Raw genomic sequence first — 15,116 nt, 5'->3', positions numbered from 1 at the left:
GTTAAAACTCACCTTCCAATATATTGTATAGGTGTTCAAATTTCTGGAAGTTCTTCCTATATACAGCGTGATTCTCCTCACTAGGTTTATAATAGTACTCAGTGTCTTGCTTTCCTTCCACTTGCTTGTTTTTTATAGTAGGTTCACCTCCCTGTATACCCAATGCCTCCAAGCCTATCAATGCTGCTCCCCATGCAGAGCTTTCTACCGTATTTTTGGTAAATACAGGTTTATTGAAAATGTCTGCAAGCATCTGTACCAACAACGATGAACGCGCTAAGCCCCCGCTTGCAAAGATCGTATGAATGGGACCGGTGTTCTCCTCTAATGCGAGTCCTACACTGTAAATTGCAAATAACATCCCTTCCATCATGGCACGTGCAAAGTGCGCCCTGCCATGATGCAACTGTATTCCAAAATAAACGCCTTTTGCATTGGAATTCCAATGCGGTGCCCGTTCACCAGTTAGATAGGGCAAGAATATCAAGCCCTCTGCCCCGGGAACGACGGAGTCGACCAAAGCATTTAACGACACGGAAGAATCTCCATCTGCTTCCATTTGTGTAAATTCGCTCAAGAAGTTATCTCTAAACCAGTTGCGTAATACACCACCATTGTTAACCGCACCACCAATTATATATTCATTTGGTCTCAGTAGGTATGTAAATAGCCTTTGTTTTTTTTCTTGATTTGCCTGCGAACTTGCTACGCGAATAGCTCCACTGGTACCTACAGTTACCGAAGCCACTCCAGGACGTATAGCCCCAACCCCAAGATTAGCCAAACAACCATCGCTACCACCTATAACAAAAGGGGTATCTTCAGGGATGTGCATCAAGGCCGCAATTTCTCGACTCGGCATATTTAAAATATAATCGACCGGAACAGGCGATGCTAGTTGCTCTTCAGTTATGCCCGCCAAGCTTAACGCCTGGTCAGACCATCTTAGGTGATGTATGTCGAAAAGCCCTGTTGCAGATGCAATGGAATGATCGACCATGTAAACGCCAAACAGCCGGTAAAAAAGAAATTCTTTGATACCGATAAACTTGTGCGACTGAGCAAATAATTTTTGATCGTTGGACTTTAGCCACATTAATTTGCAAAGTAAAGACATGGGATGTATCGGTGTACCCGTCTGCTGATAAAGCAGCCTGCCCGCCTCACTTGCCTCCAAAGCAACCGCAATATTCTCGCTTCTGCGATCTGCCCATATAATGCAATTGCTAAGTGGCTTTCCCGCCGAGTCAACAGCGATCAGTCCGTGCATAGCACTGCTCACCGAAATACATACGGGTTTCGTTATCTCAGCACTAGATTGCTCTAAGCTAATCATTACATGCATAATAGCATGAATACATGCGCCATAAACAATCTCCGGATCTTGCTCATACCAGCCTTCCGACGGGTTTAATATGGGATAAGGTATACTATGCTGAGACAAGATATTACCTTCGTAGTCAAATGCAACAGCTTTCGCAGATGATGTCCCAATGTCTAATCCAATGATCATAAATAAAATTGATGTTTAGGAAAGCTCAATATACGGATTATCTGTTGGTTTACAACAAAAGGCTCAATACCAGCAAAGTAATTGGAGCGAGAAAAGCGCCGCATACCAATCTGTAAATAATTGCCTGTTATAGTATCAACAAAAATGGTAAATTTCAACTTAGAAAAACGGTATTAAACGATGAGATAACTATGATTTTGGAATAGTTGGGAACGTATTGATCGGAAAGGTATCTTTCACACACTTTGGGATTAAGCAAAAAAAGCTTGAAGACTCGATTTAATCTTCATTTAAAAAACAAAAAAGCGGCTTTTATAAAACCGCTTTTTATAACTTAACCATCTATCGAGTTTACACTCTGTTGATCTAGATACTATCGTTCGATATCCTTCAAGCTACTCATCTTCTTGTATTCCAAGAAACCTTTAATATCTTCAAAATGCTCACGTACACGTTTATTGCCGAATTCAAACACTTTCTCTGCCAAACCATCCAAAAAGTCACGGTCGTGTGAAACAAGGATCAGCGTACCATCGAAATCTTTTAAAGCATCTTTGATAATGTCCTTTGTCTTCATGTCCAAATGGTTGGTCGGCTCATCGAGAATCAATACATTGACAGGTTCCAGCAACAGTTTTATCATCGCCAGACGTGTTCTTTCTCCTCCAGATAGCACTTTAACCTTTTTGGTCGTATCATCGCCACTAAACATAAAAGCTCCTAAAAGGTCTTTCATTTTAACACGTACATCTCCAACAGCGATTTGATCAATAGTATCAAAAACGGTCATCTCCCCATCTAGCAATGCGGCCTGATTTTGAGCAAAGTAACCAATTTTTGCATTGTGGCCTACTTTCAGCGTGCCTTCAAAATCGATCTCACCCATAATTGCTTTAATCATGGTCGATTTACCCTCACCATTCTTCCCGACAAAAGCAACCTTTTCACCACGCTCAATGACCATATTTGCTTTTTGGAAAACAACGTGTTCATCGTAAGCCTTGGTCAGGTCTTCCACGATAACAGGATATTGGCCCGAACGCGGAGAGGGGGGGAATTTAAGACGTAATGCCGAAGTATCCACCTCGTCGATCTCAATGATTTCCAATTTCTCCAACATCTTTACACGTGATTGTACCTGCAATGTTTTAGAGTAGGTACCTCTGAAACGATCAATAAACTCCTGATTGTCCGCAATAAAGCGTTGTTGCTCTTCATACGCTTTCAGCTGATGCTGACGACGCTCCTGACGTAGTTCCAGGTAATGGCTATACTTGGCGCGATAGTCATAAATGCGTCCCATCGTTACCTCAATCGTACGATTGGTAATATTATCAACAAATGCTCTATCGTGCGAGATCACAATAACGGCTTTAGCCGAATTGACCAAGAAATCCTCCAGCCATTGAATACTCTCGATGTCCATGTGGTTAGTGGGCTCATCCAATAAAATCAAATCAGGTTTCTTCAATAATATTTTAGCCAGTTCAATACGCATCCGCCAGCCCCCGGAAAATTCAGAAGTCTGCCTTGTAAAGTCCGAGCGCTCAAAACCAAGTCCCTTCAATACCTTCTCAACCTCCGCATCATAATTGACTTCCTCAATCGAATAGAACTTTTCACTTAATTCGGACACGCGTTCGATCAATTGCATATAGTCATCAGACTCGTAGTCTGTACGAATATTTAACTGTTCATTCAGGTTTTCCAGCTCATCACGCATACCATACACTTCCTCGAACGCCTTCGATGTTTCTTCAAAAACAGTCACATTGTCTTCTGTCAGCAAATGCTGCGGTAAGTAAGCTATGATAGCATCTTTTGGGCCAGCAACATTCCCGGTAGTAGGCTTGCCCACCCCTGCAATAATTTTCAGCAAGGTAGATTTACCGGCGCCATTTTTGCCCATCAATGCGATCTTATCATTCTCATTGATCGAGAAAGATACATCTGAAAAAAGAGTTGTTCCCCCAAAGGAAACAGAAATATTATTTACGTCAATCACTGTATATTCACTTAATTTTGGCACAAAGATAAGCGAATCAATCTTATAAATAGACAATGGAGCATTTTTGTGTATCTTTGCGCCATGCGTTTTGATATTATTACGGTCTTACCCGACCTTTTAGAAAGCCCATTTGCACACTCTATCTTGCAACGAGCAAAGGATAAAGGCTTGGCTGAAATACATGTTCACAATTTAAGAAACTATTCCACAAATAAACACAAGAGTGTCGATGATTATCCTTACGGAGGCGGATCCGGGATGGTCCTTCAAATTGAACCTTTTGCCAAGTGCATTGAGCAGTTACAGGCCGAACGGACATACGATGAGATTATCTATATGACGCCCGATGGAGAAACCTTCAATCAGGATATCGCAAACGGATTATCCACAAAAGGGAATATGATGATTCTATGTGGACACTACAAGGGAATAGACCAACGTATCCGCGATATTTATGTAACAAAGGAGATATCTGTTGGTGACTATGTACTATCTGGAGGCGAGCTCCCAGCGGCAATTGTTACAGACGCAATTATTCGTTTGATTCCCGGAGTTTTGTCGGACGAGACATCTGCGCTTTCAGATTCTTTTCAGGATGGTTTGCTCGATGCTCCGATCTACACACGCCCTGCAGACTGGAAAGGCCACAAAGTACCCGATATTCTCCTCAGTGGACATGAGGCAAAAATTGCCGCCTGGAAGGATGAACAGCAGTTAAAAAGAACACAAGAAAGACGTCCTGATTTATTAAATGATTAAGAAATAAGGTGAATTTTTGTTTTTTTGTCACAAAAAGTTTGCTTATTTATTTTTTTTTATAAATTTGTGTAATAATGACACGAAGATATACAAATACAAATTGGTGGTGGCCTGAAGCAGTAAGCATCGGGAACTAATTGGTATTGTCATAATATTTCATAATCAACCAAAACCATTTATGGAAATTCCAAACCCGATGCTAACCAGTATCGGGTTTTTTTATTATTAAAATTTACAACAAGAAGATAAGAAACAAAATGAAGTATACATTCAAAACACAAAGCAGAAAATTGCTCGCGGATACAACTACGCCAGTGAGCATCTATCTTCGCCTAAGAGACATTTTTCCAAACTCATTGTTATTGGAAAGCTCCGATTACCATAGTCGCGACAACAACATCAGCTATATCTGCTGTCAGCCTATTGCAGGCATTCAGCTCGATGAGAAGGAGCTGACTTTAACCTATCCGGGAAGGGAACGTATCGTAAAAAATGCACAGGAAATTGAGTTACGTCAGGAAGTTTCCGATTTTAGAAATTCCTTTGAAGACTCCACAGTTGCTGAACTCAATTTAATATCCAATGGTCTTTTTGGTTATTTCACCTTCGATTGTATCGAACATTTTGAAGATATCAAATTAACAACAGCAGTAGATCCAGCGCGGAAAATACCATTCATGCAATATCATATTTACAAATATGTCATTGCCATAGACCACTTCCGCAACCAGCTTTACATTTTCGAACACCTTTTGGAAGACGAAGAGTCAGAGCTTGAAAGAATTCAGTTCCTTATCCAGAACAAGAATTTTCCAGAGTATACGTTCAAATTAGCCGGAGAAGAGAGTTCCAACCGTACCGATGAGGAGCACCGCCAGCTGGTTAAAAAGATGAAAGAACATATCCAGCGCGGAGACGTTTTCCAGATTGTGCCATCGAGGGGTTTTAAAACACCTTTCTCTGGTGATGAATTTAATGTTTATCGTGCACTACGCTCTATTAATCCATCACCTTACCTTTTCTACTTCGATTACGGTGATTTTAAGCTGTTCGGTTCATCACCGGAAGCGCAATTGCGGATACATGGAAAACAGGCAACGATCTTCCCCATTGCCGGAACATTCAAACGGACAGGGGACATGGACGAAGATCAGAAGATCGCCTCCAGACTCAAACAAGATCCCAAAGAAACTTCAGAACATGTGATGCTCGTGGATCTCGCACGCAATGACTTAAGCCGGCATTGTACCCAAGTAAAAGTTGAATCCTACATGGAACCACAATATTACTCCCACATTATCCACTTGGTATCTAAAGTTACAGGTACGTTAAAAGACAATATCAATCCATTTGACATTGTCGGTGATACATACCCTGCAGGTACCCTCTCAGGCGCACCGAAACATATGGCGTTGACATTGATTGATCGTTATGAAGGCCTGCAACGCTCTTTTTATTCCGGCGCGATCGGATTCATGGGTTTTAATGGCGATTTCAACCACGCCATTATGATTCGTTCGTTCCTAAGTAAGCAAAACACTTTGCATTATCAAGCTGGTGGCGGAATCGTTTTGGATTCGGACCCTGAAATGGAACTTCAAGAAGTAAATAACAAAATAGCCGCTTTACGAAAAGCATTACAATTAGCAGAAACATTATGATCAGACCATTGGAATACTGTGTCAATCAGCAACACATTCATATTTCAGTAGACACTATTGACAGCCGCATCGTAGAGTTATTGGCATTACGCAAAACTTATGTTGAAAAAGGTAAGTCTTTAAACGACGAGCAGGAGGAGCAACAACATCTTATTATGAATCTAAATACCAATTATAAGATATTGGCGGAAAGATTTAATTTGCCTACTGAATTTATTCAATCCATATTCCGGGAGATAGAAAATTATATTAATCAAGATTTTATAGTAAAAGGTTATGAGCAACAATAAAATAGTCGTTATAGATAACTACGACTCATTCACCTATAACTTAGTCCATCTATTACAAGAACTTGGACAAGAGTATGTCGTGTGGAGAAATGATAAATTTAAACTGGAAGATATTGATGCTTTCGATAAAATACTTCTTTCACCAGGCCCAGGTATTCCAGAAGAAGCTGGATTATTACTTGATGTTATCCGTACCTACGCTCCACATAAAAGTATCCTAGGTATCTGTTTAGGTCAACAGGCTATTGCGGAGGTTTTTGGTGGCACACTGTTCAATATGGAAAAACCTTTGCACGGCGTAGCAACAAATATTACAGTTGTAGATGAGTCAGAAAAATTGTTTCAGGATTTCCCAAAAGATTCTAAAATAGGACGCTACCATTCTTGGGCCGTAAACAAAGACACCCTACCAGCTATCCTCAAGGTAACTGCGATCGACGAGAATGGCATCATTATGGCCTTAACCCATACCGAATACGATGTAAGGGGAATGCAGTTCCACCCCGAATCGGTATTGACCACAAATGGCAAAAAGTTAATTGAAAACTGGTTGGGAATCTAAAACTTAAAAAAATGACTATACTTGATAAAATCATTGAACGAAAAAAAATAGAAGTAGAACAAGCAAAAGCTTTAGTTCCCATGGAGGAACTATTAAACTATCCTTATTTCAGTGTGGCTTGTCTATCGTTGAGAGAATCTGTTCTTGATCCTGAAAAAACAGGAATTATAGCTGAATACAAAAGAGCATCGCCATCAAAAGGAGACATCAATAGCATTTCAGCAGTGGAGGATGTTGTCAAGGCATACGAGGAAGCAGGTGCTTCAGCAGTCTCTGTCCTTACGGATGGAGAATTTTTCAAAGGTAATTTAGAAGATCTATCGAAAGCACGTGAAGCTATCAGTATTCCTATATTAAGAAAAGAATTCATCGTAGATAAGTATCAGATCACAGAAGCAAAAGCTTATGGAGCAGATATCATCCTTTTAATTGCAGCATGCCTGAAAAAAGAGGAAGTACAGGAATTCGCAGCCTATGCAAAACAAATCGGCTTAAATGTCTTGCTCGAAGTACACAATGAACAGGAACTATTAGACAATCTTTTCGACGACATCGATGCAATTGGGGTCAATAATAGAAACCTGAAAGATTTTTCAGTTGATCTTCAACATTCTTATGATCTTTTGGACAAAATTCCAACGGAATACATCAAAGTTTCCGAAAGTGGCATATCCGATCCATCAACAATTAGAGCCTTAAAAAAAGCTGGATTTCAGGGCTTCTTAATTGGTGAGAATTTTATGAAAACAACAGATCCAGGACAAGCGATTAAAGACTTTGTAAAAGAAATATAGAAACCTATTTAAAACCAATCTAAATAAGACTATATTTGCCCAAGTATAAGTTAGGGCTTTTTATATTTTGGAAACGTATTTTTTTATTATAGATAGAAAGAGTTTTGAGCAAATATATCTTCGTCATTGGGAAGATATGTTTGCTTTTTGTCTCAGCAATATCCAAGATGAAGAGCATTCAAAAGAGATTGTACAGGACGTTTTTAAATCAGTTTGGGAGCGCAGAGAAGAACTTCGTTTGAAAGACGTCGAGCGCTATTTGATCCGATCGGTCAAACTCAAAACTTTTGAATATATACGCAATAAAGTATCCCGCCAACAACATCTGAACAATATTTCGAACATAACGGAATCTCAATATTCAGACAATACACTGATTGCCGAAGAACTCGCAAACAAGATTTCAAAGTTAGTCAATACCTTACCGAACCAATGTCGCAAAGTATTTCAGATGAGCAGGGAACAAGGGCTTACAAACAAACAAATAGCACAGGAATTGGTGATCTCTGAAAGAGCAGTTGAATATCATATTTCTAGAGCTTTAAAAACATTAAAGACAGAATTAATAGAATATATATCGTAAGTTGTTGATGCAGAAAAGAGAAATCTCGTACTTTTGTTATTGAGTAGAATATACGGATGAAAATAGACCATAAGTTAATAGAGAAATACCATCTAGGCCAATGCTCTCCAACAGAAAAACTGCTGGTAGAAGAATGGTTGATGGATGATACGTTCGAATCTAACCCAGTACCTATTTCAATAGCTAAAAAAAATAAATTGAAAAACGATATCTGGGCAGATATCAACACCTATATCGAGACCGCAGAAGCCCCAATAGAAATTAGGAGCAAAAAATACCCGCTTAAATATGTTGGCATTGCAGCCTCCCTGCTAATCCTGCTTAGTTTTGGCCTATACCAGTTCAATAACATGAAGGAGAAGACTGATGCGACATTCGACAACGCGAGGAATGCGAACTTGAAATATATCAATCAACAAAACTATAAAATAGTTTTGGGTAAAAATGCGACAGCTCAAATCAATACCGATACAGGGATAATTAAGACTACAGGCAATATGCTCTTTATACCCAAAAGGAACTTTGCTTTCAACATGCCGGGGGCTGATAAAAAGAAAGAATTAAAAACGGGCGAAATCTATTTTGTATTGCAGCCACAAAAAAATGGAAAACAGGTGATCATCGCTAAATCTGAACTCACTTTTCTTGCTCCAACATTACAGCACGAGCTCAAGTTACAATTTAACATCATTTAATCGATCTTAATTCCATTACCTATATTCACATGCGACCAAGCCGTCATATCTTATTCTTACCGCTTTTGCTACTTAGCTTAATGATAAGCTGTCAATTTGGACATGAAGAGAAAAACTTATCCGGCAAATACAGCTTGTACACGATGGATAAAGATCTAGGGAATACAATTGTGACATCTACCCAAATCGACAGTGGAACATTGGATATTCAACAAAATGGGGTCGAAATTCCAACACAGCAGTTTGATCGCAGTGTCATTATTAAAAACAATAAGTTTTATTTTCTGAGAGAAGGAAGATTTCGAAAATATATCCTAGAAACAACAGGATTAAAAGAAATTGGAGAACTGTCAATGCCAGACCAGCATATAGAAAATATCAACTGGCTAAATAACGATACACTGCTCTTATTTACATCAGACAACAAAACTAACCGGCGTTTATGGTACACAAAGGTCGCTATCAAACCCTTTAAAATCGTGCAGCAGCACGAGTTAAAGATACCTCCCTCAGCCCCCGACTTCAATATTATCTCCATTGGCTTTAGTACCATACACCAGCAACAACTGCTAGTTGGTTACACGTTTAATAAAATTATCAATGAAACAGACTTTACCACAATAGATACCCTATATGTGGCTACCCTAGATAAAACAACACTAAAGCTAAAGGGAATCCAAAAAGATACCCGATCTACTTATCCAGGTGGAATAAACACAGTCCAATCTTACAGTTTCAATGATGAAAACGGGAATTACTACTTTATGGCCTGCCCCGGTATTGCATTGGGCAATACACCATCAAAGTCTACAGCAATCTTTAAAATTGATCAAAAGTCAACTCAAATTGACCCGAACTATTTCTTTGATTTAACAGCACAGACTCATAACCACGCTTATGGTATGTGGTATCTGGGAAACCATCAAGCGATTGTACGAAGCGAGCGTAAAGATCGCTATACCGATTTTAGCGACCACCACTCTACTTATCAATTTGAATATTTTCTTGTTGACCTTAGTACCAAAACCACACACAAGCTAGATCTTCCTTTTGACAAAGGAACCCGAAAAGAATCTGTTCTTGTTGAAAATGGGAAAGCCTATATTGCCATCGATGACAACTCAGACCGACATCAGGTCTGGATCTATGATATCAAATCAGGAGAGATAAAGGCAGGTCTTCAATTGGATCAGGCTACGGATTTTATCGTAAGGATAGATCGACTAAATTAATTTATCCTGTAAAACAGACTTTTACAAAAAATTTTCTTTTTTTTCACTGTAGGACCTTCGGTAAATCTAGAGTTACGCTACTTAGATAATATGTATTTAATCTAAATAAGCGTATGTCAAATTTTAGGGCAATATCTACCTGCGTATTGCTATCGTTTTCTTCTACTCTCTTTGCCCAACAATACGGTATATTGCAAGGACAAATAAAAAGCTCAAAAGATGGGAGCTTATTACATTCGGTCAGTATCAAAATAAAAAATACGCAGTTGGGAACAACATCCGATCCATCGGGAAATTTTCAACTGTCCCATATCCCCTTCGGGAAATATAAAGTGCTTATATCTGCCGTAGGCTACGTTAGCAGAGAGGTTCAAATTGATATACCTGCTACTGTTACCACAACAGTAAACATTGACCTAGATCCGACAGCGCAACGATTGGGTACTGCTCAAGTTGATGCAAAATCGGAAAGCACAAAACTGAAGGAAACAGGATTTTCTGTTAATGCGATTGAAACTAGACAATTTGCCAATCTAAATCTTGACATCAATCAAGTACTATCTCGTAGTCTCGGTGTAAATATCCGTGAATCGGCGGGTCTCGGTTCTGATTTCAAATTTTCCATCAACGGACTTTCAGAAAAACAGGTTCGCTTCTTTATTGATGGCATTCCAATGGAAAACTTCGGGTCAGGATTGACGCTAAATAACATTCCTGTTAACCTAATTGAACGCATCGAAGTATTTAAAGGTGCCGTTCCAGCGTATCTTGGTTCGGATGCACTCGGCGGTGCCGTCAATATCATCACCAATCAATCTGCCGGCAATATGCTGGACGCCAGTCTTGCTTATGGCTCCTTCAATACTATGCGTGCTGCGGTAAATGGTCGATTCACAGATCAAAAAACTGGACTTTCTCTTCAGCTATGGGCCTTTCATAATCTTTCGGACAACAATTACTGGATGCGCAACAATCCTAAAAATGAGGCTCCAATTAAGGTTATTGAAAATGAAGACATCGTAGAACGTGATGCCAAACGCTTTCACGATAGATATCGTTCCGATATGGCACAATTCGAAATTTCCTTATCCGACAAATCTTGGGCCGATAAGATTTCATTAGGATTGACTTATTCAGATTTCAACAAAGAAATACAGACTGGTGCCAGCCAAAACACCGTATATGGTGAACTCCGCAAGGTCGGCAACTATATAATGCCTTCTTTCAAATACAAAAAAGACAACTTTTTGATCGAAAAGCTAAATATGAACGCCTATGCCTCTTATGGCATCGATAAATACCGTGTTATCGATACAGCTGGTCAAAGCTATGGTTGGGGTGGTGGAACAGGAATCCCTTTAGCAATTTCGGGAGAACTCAATGATATCAAAACCATCTACCATTATAAAAACAAAAGTGCGCTAATACGTACAAACTTTAGTTATGAGTTGGACGAATTCAACGCTCTCAACCTCAATTATAATTTTGCACATAGCAGCAGGTCTGCAGAAGAAGAACTTGGTAATGCGAAAAGCAATCCATTGGGGACTCCCAACACCATATCCAAAAATATCTTAGGACTCGCCTATCAAAATCTTGCATTGGACAAACGTCTCAGTACATCCATTTTTACGAAGTTGTACAACTTAGGAACATTTGCCAGAGATGTTGTCTATTTCAGTGGCAGCGATGGCAACGGTTATACAAATAAAGACACCCGGTTCAACAAGAACTATATCGGCTATGGCCTGGCCTCCCGATTCAGCCTAAGACAGAATCTCGGAATCAAGGCATCTTACGAACGTACCTATCGCCTCCCGGAATCTGAAGAAATGTTTGGTGATGGGATCAATATCATCGCCAATAACAAGCTGAAACCTGAGAATAGTAACAACATCAATCTCGGTTTTTATCTCAATCAACACTTTGGTAAACACAGCCTTAACTTTGAGAGTTCTTATTTCCTACGGTATGCACGCGATTTTATCTATTTCAAGCCTACGGGTGGGAAGTTCTCCAGTTACCAAAATTTGGACAAGACTACAATCAATGGCATTGAAGCAGAATTAAAATATCAATATGCTAATTTGTTGGACTTTTCGATCAATGGTACGTACCAAAACTCAACGAATAAGTCCAAATATATTGATGGGCAAACCGCTAACCCCGATATAACCTATAACGACAGAGTGCCCAATCAACCTTGGTTGTATGGGAATCTCAATTTGAGCATCTATAAAAATAATTGGTTGGCACCGGATACTAAATTGCAGTTTATCTGGTCCTCAAACTACACACACTGGTATTACTTGGATTGGGAAAGTGTGGGTAGTAAGGAATCTAAAAACCAAATACCTACACAGTTTATCCATAATGCAGCTCTTTCCTATTCTTTTGCAAAAGACAAATACAATATTTCTGTCGAATGCAGAAACCTGACCGATGAGCTGGCTTATGACAACTTTAGGTTACAAAAACCAGGGCGTTCATTTCACGTCAAACTCCGATATTTCTTAAATAGCTTTAATCACAATTAATTATGTTTTCAAAATTAAAATCCACAGCAGTTCTCTTTAGCGCGGGCATTATTGCGACATTGGCCGCATGTTCCAAAAACAGTCCTGGAGGCGAAGTAGAACCTCCTGCACAGGAAAGTGCAAAATATGGTTTTGTTGTCCAGGCAGGAACACCAGCAGCAACTTACAATCTTGTAGCTAACTCCTTAACAGAAGGAACCCTTACCACTGCCTCTAACGGTGCAAAATCCAATTACGCAGCCATTACCTCAAAAGGTGAATTTTATTATGGGATCGACACAGATTCTAAAACATTAGTCAAATACACAAGTGATAACTCCAAAATTACAGTTGTCAAAGAAATTCCATTTCCTGCGATCAGCTGGGCGTATTACTCCAGTTTCTATAAATGGAAAGATGACAAAACACTGGTCCTGTTTAGTTCAGATGCTGCAATTCAATTTGAATATGCTATTCTCGATGTTGAAAACATGAAAATCACCAGCAGTGGTAAATTGAATATCCCCGGTTTAATGGATGGCTATTATTTCTGGGCTTACAATGCCGCTTTTATTGGTGATAAATTATACTTAGCCTACACACAGGAAAACAATGATACAGGCATCTCTGTCAGCAAAACGTATCTGGCTAGTATGGACTATCCTTCGATGAGCAATATTACTGTGACACAAGATGACCGCTTTACCTTCCCAAGTCATTATACCTTGAATGTACAGTCATCATTCACGGAAGATCAGACAGCCTATTTTATTACTTCGCCTACAATTTGGTCCACAAAAACAACTGGTGAACCTTTCGGAATCTTTAGGGTACAGAATAATTCAAAAGAGATCGATCCAACTTATTTCTACGAATTGACCGACCGCACAAAAGAAGAAGCTGTGGGACTTACATATGTGGGCAACAATAAGGCTGTCGTTAGAATCTTGGATAAAACTAAAATTAAGGACTCAGATTCCTATGGAACAGAATATATCACGAGCTTCTATTTGGTTGACGTAAAGGCGCAAACCAAGACAAAAATCAATATCCCATTGGCCAAAGGAACTCCTTTTGCCGAAAACGTAGTGGTGGATGGGGCCAATATTTTCATTGCGGCCAATACAGCTGAGGGCTACTATGTGTATCAATACAACACTTCCTCTCAAGCTGTCTCTAGAGGTCTAAAACTTGAAGGTATAAATGCCGTCAATAAAATGGTCAAATTATAACTATAATCAAAGAAAGTCGCTATGTAAGCATTAGGGAAGCACTATTCCTAATGCTACAACACGACTTTCCCTCAGTCCTTACTAGGGGACGACGATCAAATCCGTCAATTATGTTAAGTAAAATTAATGCCTGGCTCCATCTTTGGCTAGGGCTTGCTGCCGGTATTCCCGTTATTATACTGGGAATTACAGGCTGTGTACTTGTCTTTGAACATGATATCAAAGAATTAACAACAAACTATATCCACATCGAATCTGGAACAACAGAAGAGCAGCTTCCGCCTTCTGCAATTTACAGATCCGTAAAGAGGGTTCTGCCGGATAAAGATATAGCAAGCGCATGGTACTATGGACTTGATAAGTCCGTCAAGGTCAGTTTGGATCATTCAGATAGTCTGGTCTATGTAAACCCCTATACAGCGGAAGTATTAGCCATTGTAGATCATGAAGATTTCTTTCACTTTATGGACGAAGGGCATCGACATCTTTGGATGCCAGTTAAAATAGGCCGACAGGTTGTTGGATGGAGCACCTTCATTTTCTTTATCTTATTAATCACAGGACTTATTCTTTGGTGGCCAAAAAAATGGACCAAAAGAGCGAGAGAACAAAGTTTTACAATCAAATGGAAAGCGAAATTCAAAAGAATCAATTATGATCTACACAATGTGCTAGGCTTCTATTCACTGACCATAGCCTTAGTAATGTGCTTAACAGGACTCATTATGAGCTTTCCATGGATGCGCAACTCAGTAATTTGGCTAACAGGTGGATATCCTAAGGACAATAAAATAGAAAGAGTAGACCACAATAGTCTGATCAATCAGCCTTTAAATGACGCGTTACAAGTAGCCGATAAAATTTGGTATAAAGTACGCCATGAGTATGCCAAATACAATAAAGACGCCGTAATTGTCCATTATCCCGAGCGTGAAGACAAAACAGTCTATGCATGTACCGACATGGAGGGTGGAACTTGGAGAGATCTTAATTTCGATCGATATACACTTGAATTGACAGGCAGAATGCAAGGCCCCATTGATGAGGCAAATACCACCGAATGGCTGATGCGCTCCAATTATGCGCTCCACACTGGGTTTATTGGTGGAATGACAACAAAAATCATCTATTTCATCGCCTCACTTGTATGTTCAACCTTACCAATAACAGGATTCTATATCTGGTGGGGAAAGAAAAGAAAAGCTATAAAAAAAACGAAACGCACACAACTGGCAACCACTTAGATTTTAGCAATACCGTAACCATTCCAT

Annotated in this window: 13 protein-coding genes; 11 read left to right on the top strand and 2 right to left on the bottom strand. The window is 39.5% G+C overall.

All coding sequences use genetic code 11. The features are described 5' to 3' along the window. Position 1: 1 nt before the first annotated feature. A complete protein-coding gene (locus B3C94_RS16100; RefSeq protein WP_293905449.1) occupies positions 2–1,513 on the bottom strand; it encodes a gluconokinase in 1,512 nt (503 codons plus the stop codon). Between the two features lie 373 nt (positions 1,514–1,886). Beyond that, positions 1,887–3,518 carry an ABC-F family ATP-binding cassette domain-containing protein gene (locus B3C94_RS16095; protein ID WP_046674822.1) on the bottom strand — a complete coding sequence of 544 codons (1,632 nt, stop codon included), beginning with the start codon at positions 3,516–3,518 and terminating at the stop codon, positions 1,887–1,889. Between the two features lie 84 nt (positions 3,519–3,602). Between B3C94_RS16095 and trmD the strand changes: the two genes are divergently transcribed. The 11 genes from trmD (at position 3,603) to B3C94_RS16040 (ending at position 15,089) form a co-directional block, all read left to right on the top strand. Beyond that, a complete protein-coding gene (gene trmD, locus B3C94_RS16090) occupies positions 3,603–4,280 on the top strand; it encodes a tRNA (guanosine(37)-N1)-methyltransferase TrmD (protein WP_293905447.1) in 678 nt (225 codons plus the stop codon). A 257-nt stretch (positions 4,281–4,537) separates the two neighbouring features. Further along, complete coding sequence (locus tag B3C94_RS16085; RefSeq protein ID WP_293905445.1) at positions 4,538–5,941, top strand: anthranilate synthase component I family protein; 1,404 nt, start codon at positions 4,538–4,540, stop codon at positions 5,939–5,941. After that, the gene (locus B3C94_RS16080) at positions 5,938–6,231 is read left to right on the top strand and encodes an isochorismate pyruvate-lyase (protein WP_293905443.1); all 294 of its coding nucleotides are present in this window, start codon (positions 5,938–5,940) and stop codon (positions 6,229–6,231) included. The genes B3C94_RS16085 and B3C94_RS16080 overlap by 4 nt, the downstream gene beginning before the upstream one ends. Further along, positions 6,218–6,793, top strand: coding sequence for an anthranilate synthase component II (locus tag B3C94_RS16075; RefSeq protein WP_293905441.1), 576 nt, complete (start codon positions 6,218–6,220; stop codon positions 6,791–6,793). Before B3C94_RS16080 ends, B3C94_RS16075 begins: the two co-directional genes overlap by 14 nt. Before the next feature lie 11 nt (positions 6,794–6,804). Further along, positions 6,805–7,587, top strand: a complete 783-nt coding sequence (trpC, locus tag B3C94_RS16070) for an indole-3-glycerol phosphate synthase TrpC (RefSeq protein WP_293905439.1) — start codon at positions 6,805–6,807, stop codon at positions 7,585–7,587. A 67-nt stretch (positions 7,588–7,654) separates the two neighbouring features. Further along, on the top strand, positions 7,655–8,170 hold the full coding sequence (locus B3C94_RS16065; RefSeq protein WP_293905437.1) for an RNA polymerase sigma-70 factor: 516 nt from the start codon (positions 7,655–7,657) through the stop codon (positions 8,168–8,170). A 56-nt stretch (positions 8,171–8,226) separates the two neighbouring features. Further along, positions 8,227–8,865, top strand: a complete 639-nt coding sequence (locus B3C94_RS16060; RefSeq protein ID WP_293905435.1) for a hypothetical protein — start codon at positions 8,227–8,229, stop codon at positions 8,863–8,865. A 143-nt stretch (positions 8,866–9,008) separates the two neighbouring features. Then, positions 9,009–10,097 carry a hypothetical protein gene (locus B3C94_RS16055; protein WP_293905433.1) on the top strand — a complete coding sequence of 363 codons (1,089 nt, stop codon included), beginning with the start codon at positions 9,009–9,011 and terminating at the stop codon, positions 10,095–10,097. A 113-nt stretch (positions 10,098–10,210) separates the two neighbouring features. After that, positions 10,211–12,634 carry a TonB-dependent receptor gene (locus B3C94_RS16050; RefSeq protein ID WP_293905431.1) on the top strand — a complete coding sequence of 808 codons (2,424 nt, stop codon included), beginning with the start codon at positions 10,211–10,213 and terminating at the stop codon, positions 12,632–12,634. 2 nt (positions 12,635–12,636) lie between these two features. After that, complete coding sequence (locus tag B3C94_RS16045) at positions 12,637–13,845, top strand: hypothetical protein (RefSeq protein ID WP_293905429.1); 1,209 nt, start codon at positions 12,637–12,639, stop codon at positions 13,843–13,845. A 110-nt stretch (positions 13,846–13,955) separates the two neighbouring features. Further along, complete coding sequence (locus B3C94_RS16040; protein ID WP_293905427.1) at positions 13,956–15,089, top strand: PepSY-associated TM helix domain-containing protein; 1,134 nt, start codon at positions 13,956–13,958, stop codon at positions 15,087–15,089. Positions 15,090–15,116 lie beyond the last annotated feature (27 nt).

It is taken from the genome of Sphingobacterium sp. UBA5670 (genome assembly GCF_002420705.1).
In the GTDB taxonomy this organism is placed as follows: domain Bacteria; phylum Bacteroidota; class Bacteroidia; order Sphingobacteriales; family Sphingobacteriaceae; genus Sphingobacterium.
The sequence above is the reverse complement of the archived record's forward strand: the minus strand, read 5'-3'. Positions and strand labels throughout refer to the sequence as shown.

What these genes read in the sequence shown, in the direction of transcription:
- B3C94_RS16100 (WP_293905449.1), bottom strand. Translation starts at nt 1,513, where the DNA reads ATGATCATTGGATTAGACATTGGGACATCATCTGCGAAAGCTGTTGCA.
- B3C94_RS16045 (WP_293905429.1), top strand. Translation starts at nt 12,637, where the DNA reads ATGTTTTCAAAATTAAAATCCACAGCAGTTCTCTTTAGCGCGGGCATT.
- B3C94_RS16060 (WP_293905435.1), top strand. Translation starts at nt 8,227, where the DNA reads ATGAAAATAGACCATAAGTTAATAGAGAAATACCATCTAGGCCAATGC.
- trpC (WP_293905439.1), top strand. Translation starts at nt 6,805, where the DNA reads ATGACTATACTTGATAAAATCATTGAACGAAAAAAAATAGAAGTAGAA.
- B3C94_RS16040 (WP_293905427.1), top strand. Translation starts at nt 13,956, where the DNA reads ATGTTAAGTAAAATTAATGCCTGGCTCCATCTTTGGCTAGGGCTTGCT.
- B3C94_RS16055 (WP_293905433.1), top strand. Translation starts at nt 9,009, where the DNA reads ATGGATAAAGATCTAGGGAATACAATTGTGACATCTACCCAAATCGAC.
- B3C94_RS16080 (WP_293905443.1), top strand. Translation starts at nt 5,938, where the DNA reads ATGATCAGACCATTGGAATACTGTGTCAATCAGCAACACATTCATATT.
- B3C94_RS16050 (WP_293905431.1), top strand. Translation starts at nt 10,211, where the DNA reads ATGTCAAATTTTAGGGCAATATCTACCTGCGTATTGCTATCGTTTTCT.
- B3C94_RS16085 (WP_293905445.1), top strand. Translation starts at nt 4,538, where the DNA reads ATGAAGTATACATTCAAAACACAAAGCAGAAAATTGCTCGCGGATACA.
- B3C94_RS16075 (WP_293905441.1), top strand. Translation starts at nt 6,218, where the DNA reads ATGAGCAACAATAAAATAGTCGTTATAGATAACTACGACTCATTCACC.
- trmD (WP_293905447.1), top strand. Translation starts at nt 3,603, where the DNA reads ATGCGTTTTGATATTATTACGGTCTTACCCGACCTTTTAGAAAGCCCA.